Source organism: Citrobacter sp. Ce006 (assembly GCF_030336535.1).
GTDB lineage: Bacteria > Pseudomonadota > Gammaproteobacteria > Enterobacterales > Enterobacteriaceae > Citrobacter > Citrobacter europaeus.
In genome coordinates this window covers 24486-41282 of sequence record NZ_JAOWDO010000051.1, presented here as the reverse complement: position 1 = coordinate 41282, position 16797 = coordinate 24486, and the positions used below count along the sequence as shown (strand labels likewise).

At 52.4% G+C, this 16797-nt stretch carries 14 protein-coding genes and 4 tRNA genes; 1 reads left to right on the top strand and 17 read right to left on the bottom strand.

Annotated features, from left to right (window positions below; all coding sequences use genetic code 11):
• Nucleotides 1-2: 2 nt before the first annotated feature.
• Nucleotides 3-1202: a protoheme IX biogenesis protein HemY gene (hemY, locus tag OGV94_RS01095; RefSeq protein WP_043018983.1), complete on the top strand. Its 1200-nt coding sequence runs from the start codon at nucleotides 3-5 to the stop codon at nucleotides 1200-1202.
• 545 nt (nucleotides 1203-1747) lie between these two features.
• Here the strand turns inward: hemY and OGV94_RS01090 are convergent.
• The 17 genes from OGV94_RS01090 to wecA all read right to left on the bottom strand — a co-directional run bounded on the left by OGV94_RS01090 (nucleotide 1748) and on the right by wecA (nucleotide 16746).
• Nucleotides 1748-1824: transfer RNA gene (locus OGV94_RS01090), tRNA-Pro, on the bottom strand.
• Between the two features lie 41 nt (nucleotides 1825-1865).
• Nucleotides 1866-1951: transfer RNA gene (locus tag OGV94_RS01085), tRNA-Leu, on the bottom strand.
• A gap of 20 nt (nucleotides 1952-1971) precedes the next feature.
• Nucleotides 1972-2047, bottom strand: a tRNA-His gene (locus OGV94_RS01080).
• Between the two features lie 56 nt (nucleotides 2048-2103).
• Nucleotides 2104-2180: transfer RNA gene (locus OGV94_RS01075), tRNA-Arg, on the bottom strand.
• Between the two features lie 102 nt (nucleotides 2181-2282).
• Nucleotides 2283-3668 (bottom strand): bifunctional threonine/serine APC transporter ThrP, encoded by a 1386-nt coding sequence (thrP, locus tag OGV94_RS01070; protein ID WP_043018982.1) that lies wholly within the window; start codon nucleotides 3666-3668, stop codon nucleotides 2283-2285.
• A gap of 278 nt (nucleotides 3669-3946) precedes the next feature.
• On the bottom strand, nucleotides 3947-4687 hold the full coding sequence (gene wecG, locus OGV94_RS01065) for a lipopolysaccharide N-acetylmannosaminouronosyltransferase (protein WP_193145752.1): 741 nt from the start codon (nucleotides 4685-4687) through the stop codon (nucleotides 3947-3949).
• The gene (gene wzyE, locus OGV94_RS01060; RefSeq protein ID WP_286522179.1) at nucleotides 4687-6042 is read right to left on the bottom strand and encodes an ECA oligosaccharide polymerase; all 1356 of its coding nucleotides are present in this window, start codon (nucleotides 6040-6042) and stop codon (nucleotides 4687-4689) included. The genes wecG and wzyE overlap by 1 nt, the downstream gene beginning before the upstream one ends.
• On the bottom strand, nucleotides 6039-7118 hold the full coding sequence (locus OGV94_RS01055; protein WP_043018979.1) for a TDP-N-acetylfucosamine:lipid II N-acetylfucosaminyltransferase: 1080 nt from the start codon (nucleotides 7116-7118) through the stop codon (nucleotides 6039-6041). The genes wzyE and OGV94_RS01055 overlap by 4 nt, the downstream gene beginning before the upstream one ends.
• Entirely contained in the window at nucleotides 7115-8365 is a 1251-nt protein-coding gene (gene wzxE, locus OGV94_RS01050; RefSeq protein WP_080625919.1) for a lipid III flippase WzxE, read from the bottom strand. Before wzxE ends, OGV94_RS01055 begins: the two co-directional genes overlap by 4 nt.
• Before the next feature lies 1 nt (nucleotide 8366).
• Nucleotides 8367-9497 (bottom strand): dTDP-4-amino-4,6-dideoxygalactose transaminase, encoded by a 1131-nt coding sequence (rffA, locus tag OGV94_RS01045; protein WP_047413319.1) that lies wholly within the window; start codon nucleotides 9495-9497, stop codon nucleotides 8367-8369.
• 4 nt (nucleotides 9498-9501) lie between these two features.
• Nucleotides 9502-10179, bottom strand: coding sequence for a dTDP-4-amino-4,6-dideoxy-D-galactose acyltransferase (rffC, locus tag OGV94_RS01040; protein ID WP_043018977.1), 678 nt, complete (start codon nucleotides 10177-10179; stop codon nucleotides 9502-9504).
• Nucleotides 10157-11038 (bottom strand): glucose-1-phosphate thymidylyltransferase RfbA, encoded by an 882-nt coding sequence (rfbA, locus tag OGV94_RS01035; protein ID WP_043018976.1) that lies wholly within the window; start codon nucleotides 11036-11038, stop codon nucleotides 10157-10159. Before rfbA ends, rffC begins: the two co-directional genes overlap by 23 nt.
• Before the next feature lie 33 nt (nucleotides 11039-11071).
• Nucleotides 11072-12139 carry a dTDP-glucose 4,6-dehydratase gene (rffG, locus tag OGV94_RS01030; RefSeq protein WP_043018975.1) on the bottom strand — a complete coding sequence of 356 codons (1068 nt, stop codon included), beginning with the start codon at nucleotides 12137-12139 and terminating at the stop codon, nucleotides 11072-11074.
• Nucleotides 12139-13401 carry a UDP-N-acetyl-D-mannosamine dehydrogenase gene (gene wecC / locus OGV94_RS01025; protein WP_043018974.1) on the bottom strand — a complete coding sequence of 421 codons (1263 nt, stop codon included), beginning with the start codon at nucleotides 13399-13401 and terminating at the stop codon, nucleotides 12139-12141. Before wecC ends, rffG begins: the two co-directional genes overlap by 1 nt.
• The gene (wecB, locus tag OGV94_RS01020) at nucleotides 13398-14528 is read right to left on the bottom strand and encodes a non-hydrolyzing UDP-N-acetylglucosamine 2-epimerase (protein ID WP_043018973.1); all 1131 of its coding nucleotides are present in this window, start codon (nucleotides 14526-14528) and stop codon (nucleotides 13398-13400) included. Before wecB ends, wecC begins: the two co-directional genes overlap by 4 nt.
• Nucleotides 14529-14583: 55 nt before the next feature.
• Nucleotides 14584-15630 (bottom strand): ECA polysaccharide chain length modulation protein, encoded by a 1047-nt coding sequence (gene wzzE, locus OGV94_RS01015; RefSeq protein ID WP_043018972.1) that lies wholly within the window; start codon nucleotides 15628-15630, stop codon nucleotides 14584-14586.
• A gap of 12 nt (nucleotides 15631-15642) precedes the next feature.
• On the bottom strand, nucleotides 15643-16746 hold the full coding sequence (gene wecA, locus OGV94_RS01010) for a UDP-N-acetylglucosamine--undecaprenyl-phosphate N-acetylglucosaminephosphotransferase (protein ID WP_043018971.1): 1104 nt from the start codon (nucleotides 16744-16746) through the stop codon (nucleotides 15643-15645).
• Nucleotides 16747-16797: the final 51 nt, after the last annotated feature.

The following is a 16797-nucleotide window of genomic DNA, read 5'->3' as shown; positions in this document are numbered from 1 at the left end:
TGATGCTAAAAGTATTATTGCTCTTTGTGCTGTTGATCGCCGGGATCGTTGTCGGTCCGATGATTGCCGGTCATCAGGGCTACGTGCTGATCCAGACGGATAATTACAATATTGAAACCAGCGTGACGGGCCTGGTGATCATCCTGATCGTCGCCATGGTCGTCCTGTTCGCGATTGAATGGCTACTGCGCCGAATTTTCCGCACAGGCGCGCATACCCGCGGATGGTTTGTCGGTCGGAAGCGTCGTCGCGCCCGTAAGCAAACCGAGCAGGCGCTGCTCAAGCTGGCAGAAGGCGATTATCAGCAGGTTGAAAAGCTGATGTCGAAAAACGCCGATCACGCAGAACAGCCGGTAGTGAATTACCTGCTGGCGGCAGAAGCGGCTCAGCAGCGCGGTGACGAAGCTCGCGCCAACCAACACCTTGAGCGTGCTGCTGAACTGGCTGGAAATGATACGATCCCGGTAGAAATCGCTCGCGTTCGCCTACAGCTGGCGCGTAATGAAAATCACGCCGCGCGCCACAGTGTAGATAAACTGCTGGAAGTGACGCCACGTCATCCGGAAGTGCTGCGTCTGGCTGAACAGGCCTACATTCGTACCGGCGCATGGAGTTCGCTACTGGATATCATTCCATCCATGGCGAAAGCGCGCGTGGGTGATGACGAGCACCGCGCTATGCTGGAACAACAGGCATGGGTTGGTCTGATGGATCAGGTTCGCGCCGATCAGGGCAGCGAAGGGCTACGCGCATGGTGGAAAAACCAGAACCGTAAAACCCGTCACCAGGTTGCCCTGCAGGTGGCGATGGCTGAACATCTGATTGAGTGTGACGATCACGATACGGCGCAGCAGGTCATCATTGATGGTCTGAAACGCCAGTATGACGATCGCCTGGTGCTGCCGATCCCGCGCCTGAAAACCAATAATCCGGAACAGATAGAAAAAGTGCTGCGCCAGCAGATTAAAGCCGTCGGCGATCGCCCGTTGCTGTGGAGCACGCTGGGTCAGTCGCTAATGAAGCACGGCGAATGGCAGGAAGCCACGCTCGCCTTCCGTGCAGCCCTCAAGCAGCGCCCGGATGCCTATGACTACGCCTGGCTTGCTGACGCGCTGGACAGACTGCATCAGCCGGAAGAAGCCGCCACCATGCGTCGTGATGGCCTGATGTTGACGCTGCAGAACAACAACTCCCCGCAGTAACTCCTGAATGCCCGGTGGCGCTTTCGCTTACCGGGCAATCGTATACACAAAATCATTCAAGATGCATAAAAAAACGCCCGCTCTTTTGGAGCAGGCGTTAAACAGGTCTGTATGACAACATAAATGGGTGCTTCACTCAACGTTATGTCCATGGTGTTTGATGAGGCTATATGCTTCATCCTTCACGCTGTCTCTTCGTTGGCTGCACACGCTCACCCCTGTCACTTACCTTTGTAAGCTCCGGGGGATTCCCGTGCTGGCCGTCTCGACACATCATGAATGATTTAGCATATAAGATGCGACATCTGTCTGTGGACGATAAGCACCGTAAACGGCTCTGCATCATTCCTGAGTTTATGAGGCCAGATGGCGAACATAAGAGATGGAATGAGCATCTACCTGCATATTATTGCACAAGGCATGCCACGATTGCACTGCAAAAACCATGGATCCGGACTTTTTAAGACATCAGGTAATTCGCGGGAATAAAGGCTGAGAAGGGGAAATCAGAAAACAAAAAACCCCGCCGAAGCGGGGTTCAAAATTGGTCGGCGAGAGAGGATTCGAACCTCCGACCCACTGGTCCCAAACCAGTTGCGCTACCAAGCTGCGCTACTCGCCGTTTTACTGCTTTTTGAATTTTTAGTTCAATTCTTTAAGTCGTGGTGCGAGGGGGGGGACTCGAACCCCCACATCCTAAGGACACTAACACCTGAAGCTAGCGCGTCTACCAATTCCGCCACCTTCGCATTTCACAACTTTAAATTAATGGGGTGGCTAATGGGATTCGAACCCACGACAACTGGAATCACAATCCAGGGCTCTACCAACTGAGCTATAGCCACCACTGCAAATCTTTTACGCGGTATTAAAACCACCGCAGCTCCGGCACCTAACTTAATGGTGCGCCCGACAGGATTCGAACCTGAGACCTCTGCCTCCGGAGGGCAGCGCTCTATCCAGCTGAGCTACGGGCGCTTAGCGCCGTTGCGGGGCTGGATATTACGGAGGTCTCGGTCTTCTGTCTAGTGCTTTTTTAAAATAAATTATCGTTTGGTCATGGTTTGTGCGTTTTGTCGCTTATTCCCGCAATTTATGGGCTGCACCATGACGATTCAGACCAAAAACCTTATAAATGAGCGTCACGGCCAGTAAGAAGATAATGCCAACAAACAGCGACATTCGGGTATCTTCATTAAAATACATGCCGATTAATACGCAAATCAGGAACGCCATCGTCAAATAATTCGCCCACGGGAACAAAATCGAGCGGAAAGGATGACTGGCGATCGCCGCTTTATGCGCCTGACGGAAACGCAGCTGGCTTATCAGGATCACAAACCACGGCACCATCCCCGGCAGCACGCTGGCGCTATAAACATACACAAACACACGCTGCGGGTTGGGAATGATGTAGTTCAGGCACGAACCAATCAGCAGGATCGCGATAGAAATAGCCACACCGGCAACCGGAACGCCATGACGAGATACTTTTCCAACAACGGCAGGAAGCTGGCGATTCTTTGCCAACGCGTAGAGCATCCGCCCACAGCTGTACATGCCGCTGTTACAGCCAGATAGCGCCGCCGTCAGCACCACAAAGTTAATAATCCCCGCTGCGGCGGTGATACCAATTTTGGCAAAGGTCAGAACGAACGGACTACCGTTGCTGCCAATCTCATTCCACGGGAAAATAGTGACGATAACAAAAATCGCGCCAACGTAGAAAATCAGGATACGCCACAGCACTTTACCCACCGCGCTTCGCAGAGTGACCTGCGGATTCTTCGCTTCACCCGCAGTAATACCGATCAGCTCTACGCCCTGGTAAGACGCCACAACAATACACAATGCCGTCAGGAATCCCTTCCAGCCGCCGGCAAAGAAGCCGCCGTGCTCGGTCAGGTTACCAAAGCCGATTGCCTGACCACCGTTGCCAAAGCCGAAGAAAATCACCCCTAATCCAATGACGATCATCACAATGATAGTGGTCACTTTGATCATGGCAAACCAGAACTCAATTTCACCATACAGACGAACTGCGGCGAGGTTTGCCAACGCAACCAGTCCGACAGCAATCAGTGCGGGTATCCATTGCGCCATCTCCGGGAACCAGAACTGAACGTACACCCCGATGGCGGTAATCTCTGATATCCCCACCGCCATCCACATAAACCAGTATGACCAGGCGGTGAGATAGCCAAAGAAGGGGCTCATATAACGATGGGCGTAAACAGCGAATGAACCGGCAACCGGCTCGAGGAACAACATCTCTCCCATAGAACGCATAATGAAAAAGACGAACAGCCCGGCGACGATATACGCCAGCAAGACCGAAGGCCCCGCCCATTTCAGGGTACTGGCGGCCCCCATAAACAGCCCAACGCCAATAGTGCCCCCAAGGGCAATTAATTCGATGTGACGAGCCTCCAGCCCACGCTGAAGCTCAGGTTTGTTCTCGGCCATAAATCCTCTTGTTGTGTTTGCATATTGTCCGGTACTACCGGTTCTCGTTATGGGTACATCTTGTTATTCCATCACAGGCCATACGGCACCGACCGCATAACGGTTAGCGCTAAAAACACCGCGGCACTGCAATGATTGTTGCGAATGGTTTCCTAAAATCGCTTAAATGGCAATTAAAGCATTCAAAAAATAAATAGATTGTGCGAGAAAGCAGCGATAATGTTGTGAATAAGTAGCGTAATTAGCAGATAACGCTACTTATCAGAGGAGAGAGGGCGTCAGAGGTTGCCGGTATAGTGCCAGCGGAGATAGCGTAATAAGCGAAGTTGACGAGAGATACGGCTTGGCTGTGACAGTAAGCGATACAGCCACTCCAGCCCCAGATTTTGCCAGATTTTAGGCGCACGCTTCACATGACCGGTAAAGACGTCGTAGGTCCCCCCGACGCCCATATACAGTGCGTCGGGATGAATCTTCCGGCAATCACGCATAAAGATCTCTTGTTTCGGCGAGCCCATCGCCACCGTCACAAATTGCGCGCCGCTGGCGTGGATACGCTCAAATAACCCCTGACGCTGCTCCGGCGTAAAATAACCGTCCTGGCTACCCACAATGTTCACGCGCCACTGAGCACGTAGTTTGGCTTCAGTTTGCGCCAGAACTTCAGGCTTGCCGCCAATCAGGAAAACAGGCGTTCCTTCCTGCCCGGCTCGCGCCATCAGCGCTTCCCAAAGATCGGCCCCCGCCACGCGTGATACCTGCGCCTGCGGGTATTTTTTACCCAAGGAGCGCACAACGCTAATTCCATCTGCATATTTAAATTCAGCAGCATCAATCAGTGTGCGGATCTCTGGGTTATCCTCCGCTGTCAGCATTTTCTCAGCATTAATAGCCACCAGCGTTCCCCGTCTGAGATGCCCCTCTGCAAACAGGTAATTCAGCGCATGCTGCATATCACGCCAGCCAATCAGTTGTAATCCACGCAGTGAATACAGCGGCGCAGTATTATTATCCGTCATTACGATCCTTCAACCTGTGTCCGGGGCACCGACTTTATTCGCTTATGAATGAGTCCCGCACTATCAAACAGCCAGAATAACAATTTTGCCACCAGCAGACAGACACCGAAAATCACGAGGAAAAAGACCACTCGTGAGACAAACGAATCTAACCCTTCACGTGCCAAAACGATCATATTAAAAATGGCACCGAAACAGAAACTGTGCAAAATCGCCGACTTATAGCGATTAGTTTCTCGGTTACCTAATTCATACAGCCAATCAAACCATTTGATGATTAACCCGACGACAATCGCACCTAACGGTATAAAAAACGCTCCGCCCATCACCACCAGCGAGCCAATTAACGTCGGCGAGATCGCCAGACCCGAGTGGTTGTTCAACACTTCCCAGGTAAAGTAATTCGCTGAATTGAGTACAATACTCGGCCGCCCTGGCCACAGCCAGGAGGGGATAAAGACGTAGAAGTCACGGACAATCGGCGCCAGCCCCTGGAACTCAATATTGTTGTAGTTCTGCAGCAACAGCGCCAGATTCTCCCACGGCGAGAAGGTGTCACGCGTGAGATACAGGAAAGTATAGAACGCCTCGTCACCGCTCACGTTCATCCCGTAGCGCTTCAGCGCCAGCCAGAACATCCCGATGATACCCAGTACGCCCGCGGCGGCCAGCATCCACAGTGAAATCCAGCCGCGAATGATGCCGATAAACAGGAAAATGGCAAACGCGATAATGATATTGGCGCGAGTTCCGCCCACAATCATATAGGTCAGTAAACCAAACGCGACGGTGCTCACCAGGAAGAACAACCACGCTTTGCTGTCCTGACGCAGGAAATAGACCACCAGCATTGCCGGAATGAAGAAGTAGAAGAAACGCTTCAAAGCGACCCCAGAGACTTCACTGGAAAAAATCTGGCTATAGGATTGCAGTCTGAACAACAGGAACCCGTTGTGCATAAAGAAGATGCCCACGCTCACCAGCGCAATCGCCATCAGGATAATCCAGGTCAAATGGGCTTCAACACGATTGATGGTAAACAGCGGCCTGCGCGGCTTATCCTCTACTCGCTTGCGCAGACGCGTTTTATACGTCACGTAGTAGACGGCATAGAAACAGGCAGCTGATAGCAGAGCCTGCAGCAGGATCTCCGGCGGAGCGACTGCCACATCAAAGCGGAACACCAGGATGCTGGTCAGCGGGAACCCAAAGAAAAACGTCAGCAAAAACAGCAACGAGAAGAAAACATTGAAGTTAAAGCGCACGCGACGGAATTCAAACCAGGTCAGCGTGGCGATAAACAAGGTGGAGAGCAGCCAGACCACCAGCAGACCGCTGAATTGCATCAGGCTCATACGATTTCTCCTGAAGCAACGCGCAGCGCGTTATGCCATGGCTGCAGATAATTCGGGCTAAAAAAGGTGATTGTATTTTTATCTACCGATGCTAACTGGCGCTGCGCTTCGCGTACAACGCCTTCATTGAGTTCATCAGTGGTAAATAATACCGGGAGATTCTGTTCCACCATATCCTGCCAGAAGGGATTTTCTCGGTTGAGCACGCACGGAATGCCTGCCTGGATCAGCAAACACAGGGTTCCGATCCCTTGCTGGCGGGCAAAAATAAAGTAACCCAAATCACACTGACGCAATAATGCCAGATAGGCATCAAATTCCAACTTTTCGCTTAAAATTTGCAGATTATCAGCGCTAAACAATGCCAGGCCCGCCTGGCGAACCTCGTCGATATAGGCGGTATTATTGGCAGGATAACCCATCGGCACGATCACATTCACCGTGTCGCCGAACTGCTGATGCACGGCGCGTAGCGCGGCAACATGCTCATTACTACGATCGCCAGAGTTACCAACCAGCACCGTCATCTTGCCGCTGCGTGGGCACTCACTGCTCATATTATTGAGCGACGGATCCATCCGCGTTGGGAAATAGAGCAACTCACCACGCACACGCGGGTGTTGTTCGGCGAAATAGTGTAGATCACCCCGCGTGGCAAACACGCATCCCACGCGATTCTGCGCCATACGCCGAATCGGGTAAAACAGGCGGAATTTCAGTCCACTGGAGACTTCATATAAATCCGCCCCCCAGATATGCCAGTAAAACTGCTCTGATTTAATCCCCCCACTCAGCAACGCTAACCACAAGCTGATGTTGAACTGACCGTGGAAGAAAAATCGCTGTTGGCGATCCGCTTTCGCCTTCGCAATAACCGCTTCAGCCAACGCCTTTTTCCCGTCGTAGAAACTCAGCGATAATGCCGGGCAGCTCTCACTGAACCCCGTATCCTGGCCTGCAACCATAAACGTGCGTGCGTGCTCGCTCGTTGCGGCCAGCGAGTCGTTGAAAAACCGCAGCACGGTTTGGTTATGGTGAGGGATATCCGATCCCAGAACGTGAATCAGTACAGTCATGCCCGCCTACGCCAGAGTAAAAACACGCCACAACAAAGAGAAAAATAGACAATGTACGTTGCCATGTAAGCCTGCGCCGCGCCCAACGCGCCGTGTACAGGGATCAGCCAATGGGCAAACGCCGTCAACAATACGAACTGGCTAATTTCAGCCAAAATATAAAACCGCAGTGACGCTTTCGCGATTACCAGATAACCAAAAACGTAGGCGCCGACTTTCAGCACATCGCCGACCAGTTGCCATGCGAACAGGTCGCGCATGGCGGTAAATTTAGCGGAGAAAAGCAGCCAGATCGCAAAATCGCGCAGGAGCCAGACGGTAAAGCTCGCGGCGGCAACCGCCGGTAACACAAACTTTAACGACTTGATCACCTCGCGTGTAATGTCGCGCTTTTCGGTCAAACGCGACAACGTTGGCAGCAAGTAAACGCTGAATGAGGCGGTGATAAATTGTAGATAAGCATCTGAAATACTGCTCACCCCCTGCCAGATCCCCACATCATCCCAGCTATACTGCGCCGCCAGCAGATTTCGCATCATCACGTATGCCACAGGCAGCGTTACGGAAGTTATCAACGCCATCAGCGTAAACTTGCTCAACTGTCCTGCCAGACCATTGTCCCACGAGGGCTTCAGATAATGCAGGGGGATCGCCCCGCGCTTAACCAGCATAATAGCGGCAGGGATAACAACCAGCGCAGGTACCAGTGCCAGACCCAGCAAGGCGCCTTCATATCCTCCCAGGCGATAACAGCCATAATAAGCCGCCACGCCCACCAGGCTCCCCACAATCAACGACAGCGCGTTACCCGCCGCATCGCGGAAGCCCTTCATCAGTGCCAGCAGCAGGTTCGCCCAGGCAATACCCATCTGCACCAGCGCAACCAGTCTAACCAACCCCTGGTAATGTGTATGACCAAATAACCCCTGACTGATAGGCGCGGCCGCCAGCAGGAAAATCACCGCCATCAGCGTAGAGAATCCCAGCACCATCGCGGAAGATGTACCGACCACCTTACGGAGCCGGGTCGGATCGTCATGATGCTGCGCAACGTATTTCGTGACGCCATTGAAAATGCCGGCTCCCGCCAACACGCCAAGCACGGTGACCATCTGGCGGAAGTTACCCGCCTGCCCCACGCCTGCCGGGCCAAACGACACCGCCAGCAGCTTCACGACCAGCAAACCTGCACCGATTTTTACCAGCGTACTGGCCGCCGTCCATAAGGACGCTTTTGCAAGCGACATATTAGGCGAAATAGTTGAGTAAGGTCGTAATGACGGTACGTTGGTTCACCGGCGACAGATTGTAGAACAGCGGTAAACGCAGCAGGCGCTCGCTCTCTTTGGTGGTGTAACGATCAACACCGGAGAACACGCCAAATTTATCGCCAGCCGGGCAATCATGCAGCGGGATATAGTGGAATACCGCCATAATTTCAGCTTCTTTCAGGAAGTTAATCAACGCAGTGCGATCGTCGATATCACGCAGCTTGATGTAAAACATATGGGCATTCTGCACGCAGTTTTCCGGGACAGAAGGCAGATCAATGCGCCCGGCGCGCGCCAGCGGCTCGAGGGCATCGTAATACTTTTGCCACAGTGCCAGACGCTGCTGGTTAATACGGTCCGCTGCTTCCAGCTGCGCCCACAGATAAGCGGCCTGCAGATCGGACATCAGATAGCTGGAGCCGATATCACGCCAGGTATACTTATCGACCTGCCCGCGAAAAAACTGACTGCGATTCGTCCCTTTTTCACGGATGATCTCTGCACGTTCGACTAATTTTTTATCATTAATCAGCGTCGCACCACCTTCACCGCCTGCGGTATAGTTTTTGGTCTCATGGAAGCTAAAGCAGCCGATGTGGCCAATCGTCCCCAGCGCACGACCTTTGTAAGTCGACATGACGCCCTGAGCCGCATCTTCCACCACATACAGGTTATGTTTATCGGCCAGCGCCATAATGGTATCCATTTCACAGGCCACGCCCGCGTAATGTACCGGCACAATAACGCGGGTTTTGTCGGTGATCGCCGCTTCAATCAACGTTTCGTCAATGTTCATGGTATCCGGGCGGAGATCAACAAAGACAATTTTCGCGCCGCGCAGAACGAAGGCATTAGCCGTGGAAACAAACGTGTAGCTCGGCATAATAACTTCATCGCCAGGCTGGATATCCAGCAGCAATGCCGCCATCTCAAGCGATGCGGTGCAGGACGGCGTCAGCAGCACTTTCTCGCTGCCAAAATGCTGCTCCAGCCACTGCTGACAGCGGCGGGTAAAGCCACCGTCACCACACAGTTTGCCGCTGTTCATTGCGGACTGCATGTAATCGAGTTCAGTTCCCACCACCGGCGGTGCGTTAAATGGAATCATCATGTCACCTGTATAACCAATACGCGGTGCTTTCCACATTCGCACCACTGTGTATGTAACGTTTAAGCGCGGCGGTGTTACCCATTTGGGTCGCCACACGCAATGTTGTTTTTCCGCGAGCCTGTGCCCAGCAAAGCGCCGCCTGCATCAGTTCTGCACCCGCGCCACGCCCGGCCAGCAGGCCAATTCTCGCCTCGGTCGCATTCAGTTCACGTAGCGAGACATAGCCACGAATCTCCCCTGTCGGCGTACGAAAAACGAGACACTGATGGTCAAACGTGCCCAGTACTGCATTTTCAATCCACTGCGCGTAAAAACGCGCGCTGGCATCAGCGGCATACCACGGCGCGCGAAAACGACTTAGCGCAAACGCCTGTCCTGCCAGATAGCGTAATGCAGGGATATCCGAAGATTGCGCGACCTGCGCGCCGGGGTCGCCACTGGCACACGTTACCGGCAGTACAAAATCCACTTCACCTTCGACCAGTGAAAAGCCCAACTGCTGCAGGGCGTCTAATTCCAGGGTATTACCGGCAGGTATTTTTGCCTGTACCCGCGACCAGGGCAGCAATGCATCCGTGGTCAGAACCGGCGCGCGTTGGTCAAAACGGACAATGGCGCTATTGACGCCAAAGAACGTATTTTCCCAGCTAAGCGGTTCAATACTGGCGCGGACGAGCACGGAGCAGCTCCAGCAGATATTGACCATAACCCGTTTTGGCCAGCGAACTGGCGGCACGCTTCACGCCTTCGTCATCCAGCCAGCCGTTACGCCAGGCGATTTCTTCCAGACAGGCTATTTTAAAGCCCTGACGTTTCTCCACCGTCTGCACAAACGTGCTCGCTTCGATCAAACTGTCATGCGTACCGGTATCCAGCCAGGCAAAGCCACGCCCAAGCAATTCGACCGTCAGATGTCCGTCATCAAGATACATTTGGTTGATAGACGTAATCTCCAGCTCCCCACGCTCAGAAGGTTTCACGCGTTTTGCGTATTCCACCACTTTGCTGTCATAGAAATAGAGCCCGGTCACCGCCCAGTTGGACTTTGGTACTTTCGGCTTCTCTTCCAGAGAGACTGCGCGAAAATTGTCATCAAACTCAACCACACCAAATCGCTCAGGGTCCATTACCTGATAACCAAACACCGTCGCGCCTTGCGTTCTGGCAGCGACATGACGCAGTTTTGGACTGAATCCCTGACCAAAGAAGATGTTGTCCCCTAGCACCAGGCACGATGGTTCACCGTTGAGAAACGTTTCACCGATAATAAAAGCCTGCGCTAATCCATCCGGGCTCGGCTGCTCAGCATAGTGCAGTTCAATGCCGAACTCAGACCCATCACCCAGCAGACGCTGGAAATAGCCTTTATCTTCCGGTGTAGTGATAATCAGAATTTCGCGAATTCCCGCCAGCATTAGTACTGATAGCGGGTAGTAAATCATCGGCTTATCGTAAATGGGCAATAGCTGCTTCGATACGCCACGCGTAATGGGATACAGGCGAGTACCTGAGCCACCCGCCAGAATGATACCTTTCATGCGTTGTCTCCTCCGGGAGCCAAAACCAGGCTGTTAGCCCTTCAGACCTAAACGTTCACCCTGGTAACTGCCGTCCTGCACGGGTTTCCACCATGCCTGATTATCCAGATACCACTGCACGGTTTTGCGCATTCCGCTTTCAAACGTTTCCTGCGGCATCCAACCTAGTTCACGCGCAATTTTTGAAGCATCAATGGCGTAACGCAAATCATGGCCAGGGCGATCGTCCACAAAAGCGATCAAATCGCGGTACTGTGCAATGCCCTGCGGTTTATGCGGCGCCAGCTCTTCCAGCAGGCTGCAAACTGTTTCGACGACATCCAGGTTTTTACGCTCGTTATGACCACCAATATTATAGGTTTCTCCAACCACGCCCGCCGTCGCCACGCAATAGAGCGCCCTGGCGTGATCTTCTACATACAACCAGTCACGGATCTGTTGACCATTGCCGTACACCGGCAACGGTTTCCCCGCCAGTGCGTTGAGGATCATCAGCGGAATCAGTTTTTCCGGGAAATGGTACGGACCATAGTTGTTAGAACAATTGGTAATCAGCGTTGGCAGACCGTAGGTACGCAGCCAGGCGCGGACAAGATGATCGCTGCTGGCTTTCGATGCGGAATAAGGGCTGCTTGGCGCATACGGCGTAGTTTCGGTGAAGAAATCATCTATGGAATGGAGATCGCCATATACCTCGTCAGTCGAAATATGGTGGAAACGAAACGCCAATTTTTTCTCGCTGGCCAATGCGTTCCAGTAAGCGCGCGCCGCTTCCAACAGCGTGTAGGTTCCCACAATGTTGGTTTCGATAAAGGCAGCCGGACCGTCGATTGAGCGATCGACATGGCTTTCAGCAGCCAGATGCATCACGCAGTCCGGCTGATAGTGTTGAAACACCCTGTCGAGCGATGCCCGATCGCAAATATCCACTTTCTCAAAGGCAAAACGGTCATTCTGCGCAACTGGCTCCAGCGACATCAGGTTTCCGGCGTAGGTCAGCTTATCGACCACAACCACCGCATCCTCGGTATCATGAATGATATGCCGCACAACCGCCGAGCCGATAAATCCCGCTCCGCCAGTAACAAGAATTCGTTTCATTATCGCCAAACCCCTTTGGTATCAACGATGTACTGCTGTTGAACCTCATCGCCTTTGATGGCTTTAAATTCATTATGGTCAACCAGCATGACCAACACATCGGCACTTGCCAACGCATCGTCCAGCGCCGCCAGTTGGCAAAGACCATCCAGTTTTTTCGGCAGTTGATGGATGTTCGGTTCCACCACCAGCGTTTCGCCTTTGTGCCATTGCGCGATGTTTTGCGCAATTCCCATCGCCGGGCTTTCACGCAAATCATCAATATTAGGTTTGAATGCCAGACCGAAACAGGCAATTTTCACTTCGCTGGCCCGTTTATTGGTCTCCGCCAGACAGTCAGCTACGGCAGCCTTCACCCGATCGACCACCCAATGAGGCTTACCATCGTTTACCTCACGCGCGGTACGGATCAGTTTCGCCTGCTGCGGATTCTGCGCCACGATAAACCACGGATCGACCGCGATACAGTGTCCACCCACGCCGGGGCCGGGTTGCAAAATATTCACGCGCGGATGGCGGTTTGCCAGGCGAATAAGCTCCCAGACGTTGATCCCCTGATCGGCGCAAATCAGCGACAGTTCATTGGCGAAAGCAATATTAACGTCGCGGAAGCTATTTTCCGTCAGCTTACACATTTCGGCGGTGCGGGCGTTGGTTACCACACATTCACCTTCGAGAAAGATGTTGTACAGCTCACTGGCCCGCGCGGAACAGACGGAGGTCATTCCACCAATTACGCGGTCATTTTTAATCAGTTCGACCATTACCTGGCCCGGCAGCACGCGCTCTGGGCAATAAGCAATGTTAATATCTGCTTGTTCACCGACCTGCTGCGGAAAAGTCAGGTCAGGACGCATTTCAGCCAGCCATGCGGCCATCTGTTCAGTTGCCCCGACAGGTGAAGTGGATTCCAGAATCACCAACGCGCCTTTTTTCAGTACTGGCGCAATAGATTTAGCCGCGGCTTCTACATAGACCATATCGGGTTCATGATCTCCCTTGAACGGGGTAGGTACCGCAATCAGATACGCATCAGCGTCTACGGGTGTCGTGGTTGCACGCAGAAATCCATCTTCGACCGCCGTTTTCACCACCGCACCCAGATCGGGCTCAACGATGTGAATTTCACCGCGATTAATGGTATCCACCGCATGCTGGTTTACATCTACGCCAATCACATGTTTTTGACGGGAAGCAAAGGCAGCCGCCGTTGGCAGTCCGATATAACCCAGCCCAATGACAGAAATGGTCGTAAAACTCATAGCGATATCCGATTATTTTTTAACGCGTGTAAAATGCGGTCACATGCCTGCCCGTCACCATACGGATTATGGGCACGGCTCATGGTCTGATATTCATCGTCGTCTTGCAGCAAACGCGTGACTTCTTCGACAATACGCTGCGGGTCAGTCCCCACCAGACGCACTGTTCCTGCGGTTATCGCTTCCGGGCGCTCCGTTGTCTCACGCATTACCAGCACGGGTTTTCCCAGAGACGGCGCTTCTTCCTGAATCCCGCCGGAATCGGTAAGGATCAGCCAGGCGTGATTCATAAGCCAGACGAATGGCAGGTAGTCCTGCGGTTCGATTAAAACCACGTTTTCAACGTGACCCAGGATGCGATTGACCGGCTCGCTGACGTTAGGGTTCAGGTGTACCGGATAGACAATCTGCACATTCTGGTTAGATGCGGCTATCTCCGCCAGGGCATGGCAGATTTGCTCAAAACCGCGACCAAAGCTTTCCCGACGGTGACCGGTAACGAGGATCATCTTTTTATCAGCATCCAGGAAAGGATAACGCTCAGCCAGCTCCGCACGCAGCGTCTCATTGCCCAGTACACGATCCCGAACCCAGATCAACGCATCAATAACCGTATTACCCGTGACGAAAATACGATCGTCAGGAATAGCTTCCCGCAACAGATTTTGGCGCGAATTTTCTGTCGGGGCAAAATGATACATCGCCAGACGCCCGGTCAGCGTGCGGTTCGCCTCTTCCGGCCATGGTGAAAAGAGGTCACCTGTACGTAAACCAGCCTCTACATGCCCCACCGGTATGCGCTGATAGAACGCGGCCAGACTGGCGGCAATGGTGGTTGTGGTATCACCATGAACCAACACTACATCAGGTTTAAAATCAGCCAGAATTGGCTTTAACCCTTCCAGAATGCGGCAGGTTATTTCGGTTAATCCCTGACCTGGCTGCATAATATTGAGATCGTAGTCAGGTACAATGGAAAAGAGATTCAACACCTGATCGAGCATCTCCCGATGCTGCGCCGTGACGCAAACTTTCGCCTCAAAATCAGGATCTTTTTCCAGCGCATGAACCAGAGGAGCCATCTTAATGGCCTCCGGTCGCGTGCCAAATACAGTCAGTACTTTCACATCGATTCTCTTCGGATTGGCAGCGAGGGCCCAGCCCCTCACTGCAACGGCATTGCTAAATCGGACGGCGACGGGTTAACGCGACACCAGCACCGATCAGAGCCCCGACAATACCCCACATAATCATCAGGAAGGCGCGACGAGGGCTGTCACGTTTTACCGGTTCTTCCGGCGTCCTCAAATAACGATAGGTCTGAAAACGGGGATCTAAAGTTGGCCCGACATTCAGGGTGTTCAGCATGGCTCTGTTCTGAAAATAGTCCAGATCGAAATCCGGACCAATTGACTGCAAATTCTCGAGTCGAGCCTGCAACATAGGACGTCCGAGTAAGAACAATTCTGAATCTGGCAACTCATCAGCTGGAACATCTGTGGAAGTACGCGAAATATTATGCTGCTCGGCAATTTTAAGCGCTTGTTCAATGCTGTGGACGCGGCGAGAGAAAATGGATTTTGCTACTTCTTCCTGGCGTTTAACCTGCGCTTTCATTTGCACCGTGCGTGCGGCCCATGCGCCTTTTAACTCATCGTTAAGATGACGTGCCGCGCGCTGGCTGGCAAACGCCACGTACTGGCGCAGCAGATTGTTGGCATCCGGCGCCGTCTCGGCAATCAGCTTCACGCTGTCATTGGTGTTACGCAGCGCATCGCCAGGCAAAAACTGAATGTTATTGATCAGTTCATCCAGCATCGCCGCATCGGCTTTGCTGTTACCGACCATACGTTGCTTGTAATAATCAGTCTGCTGCCAGAATTCTCGGCGTGTATCCCAGGAAGCAAGCTGCATGATGAATTCTTTATAGGCTTCATCCATTACCGACGGTTGGTCGGCAGATGCGAGACTGGCCTTTATATCCAGGTTACGTAAAAACTGTTGTTGAGAGTAAAACCCCCCCAACATATTGACCGTTGGCCTGTCAGTAATCGCTGTTGCACTCCACTCCTGACGAGCAAAAAATGTATAGGCGAGAGCCACTATCGCGAAGGCGAGAGCCATACCGACGATCCACACCTTCCCTGCCCACAAGGTACGAAACAACCCACGGATATCCAGTTCATTTTCAGCGCTCACGGCGTCTTCCCCCGGTAATGGTTGTCTCATTGCATCCTCAATTTACTTGGTTAAGTTTGGTTTGCCTTCACGAACTCTTCGCAATCTGCGCTTCACTCGCTTGATAAATCTCGCTACCTTCCAGGCGCGCTTGATACAGTAACCGTAGAGGCCAAAGGCCAGTAAAAAAAGCAACAACATGGCCCATTCAGGGACTAAGCGAAAATATTCAGCCAACACGCCGATAGACGCCAGAACCGCCGCAGCCAGCGTAATCAGAACAAATGCCTGTCGGGAAGTAAACCCTGCCCGCATCACCAAATGATGTATGTGCTGGCGGTCCGCTGAGAAAGGACTCATGCCTTTTCGCAAGCGTCGGTACATGATTGCCACCATATCCATTAACGGAATGGCTATAATCCACAGTGCTGTGACCGGACTAATAGGATGCGTTTTGCCTTGAGTAGTTTCGAGCAGGATCCAGATCACTGTGAAGCCGATCAGCGTACTGCCCGCATCACCCATAAAAACTTTATAGCGACGTCCAAGAATGCCCAGATTTAGCAGAATATAAGGCAGAATGGCGGCGATCATGGCAAAACACCAGATAGCCAGGCTCGTCTGCCCATCGAACCACAAAATGAACCCCATCGCCGCAAATGAAACGCTGGACAACCCGCCCAGCAGACCATCAATCCCATCCACCATATTAAAGGCGTTTATCGCCGCCCAGACGGCAAACAGAGTAAGTAGATAACCGAACGGACCGAGCACCATCTCCCAGGGGCCAAAAATATACCCAAGGCTAAGCAGATAGAGTTTACCAACTGACATCATGATAATGCCGATTGCGGCCTGGATAACTGCACGAATTTTTACACTAATATCAAAGCGATCGTCTAACGCGCCGACCAAAACCAATACTCCAGCACAAGCCAGATAGAGAGAAGCATGCGGGATGTAATAGTCAGCAATGGCAAACGTAAAACATACACCCGCGTAAGCCGAAATCCCCCCAACCAACGGAATCAGTCCCTGATGCCGTTTACGGAAGTTGGGTTTATCCACTAAACCAATCTTTTTTGCGACCTTGCGGGCAAAGAAAAGAAACAGTGTTGTGAATAAAAAAATACTGATGAGATCAGTGCTTACTGTCAGTAAATTCACAATGCATGCTCTCAGAGAATATTAATAGCAGAAGTATAACCACGAAGACCT

Excerpts from the sequence above, each read along its gene's own strand:
- hemY (WP_043018983.1), top strand. The coding sequence starts at position 3 with ATGCTAAAAGTATTATTGCTCTTTGTGCTGTTGATCGCCGGGATCGTT.
- thrP (WP_043018982.1), bottom strand. The coding sequence starts at position 3,668 with ATGGCCGAGAACAAACCTGAGCTTCAGCGTGGGCTGGAGGCTCGTCAC.
- wecG (WP_193145752.1), bottom strand. The coding sequence starts at position 4,687 with ATGACGGATAATAATACTGCGCCGCTGTATTCACTGCGTGGATTACAA.
- wzyE (WP_286522179.1), bottom strand. The coding sequence starts at position 6,042 with ATGAGCCTGATGCAATTCAGCGGTCTGCTGGTGGTCTGGCTGCTCTCC.
- OGV94_RS01055 (WP_043018979.1), bottom strand. The coding sequence starts at position 7,118 with ATGACTGTACTGATTCACGTTCTGGGATCGGATATCCCTCACCATAAC.
- wzxE (WP_080625919.1), bottom strand. The coding sequence starts at position 8,365 with ATGTCGCTTGCAAAAGCGTCCTTATGGACGGCGGCCAGTACGCTGGTA.
- rffA (WP_047413319.1), bottom strand. The coding sequence starts at position 9,497 with ATGATTCCATTTAACGCACCGCCGGTGGTGGGAACTGAACTCGATTAC.
- rfbA (WP_043018976.1), bottom strand. The coding sequence starts at position 11,038 with ATGAAAGGTATCATTCTGGCGGGTGGCTCAGGTACTCGCCTGTATCCC.
- rffG (WP_043018975.1), bottom strand. The coding sequence starts at position 12,139 with ATGAAACGAATTCTTGTTACTGGCGGAGCGGGATTTATCGGCTCGGCG.
- wecC (WP_043018974.1), bottom strand. The coding sequence starts at position 13,401 with ATGAGTTTTACGACCATTTCTGTCATTGGGCTGGGTTATATCGGACTG.
- wzzE (WP_043018972.1), bottom strand. The coding sequence starts at position 15,630 with ATGAGACAACCATTACCGGGGGAAGACGCCGTGAGCGCTGAAAATGAA.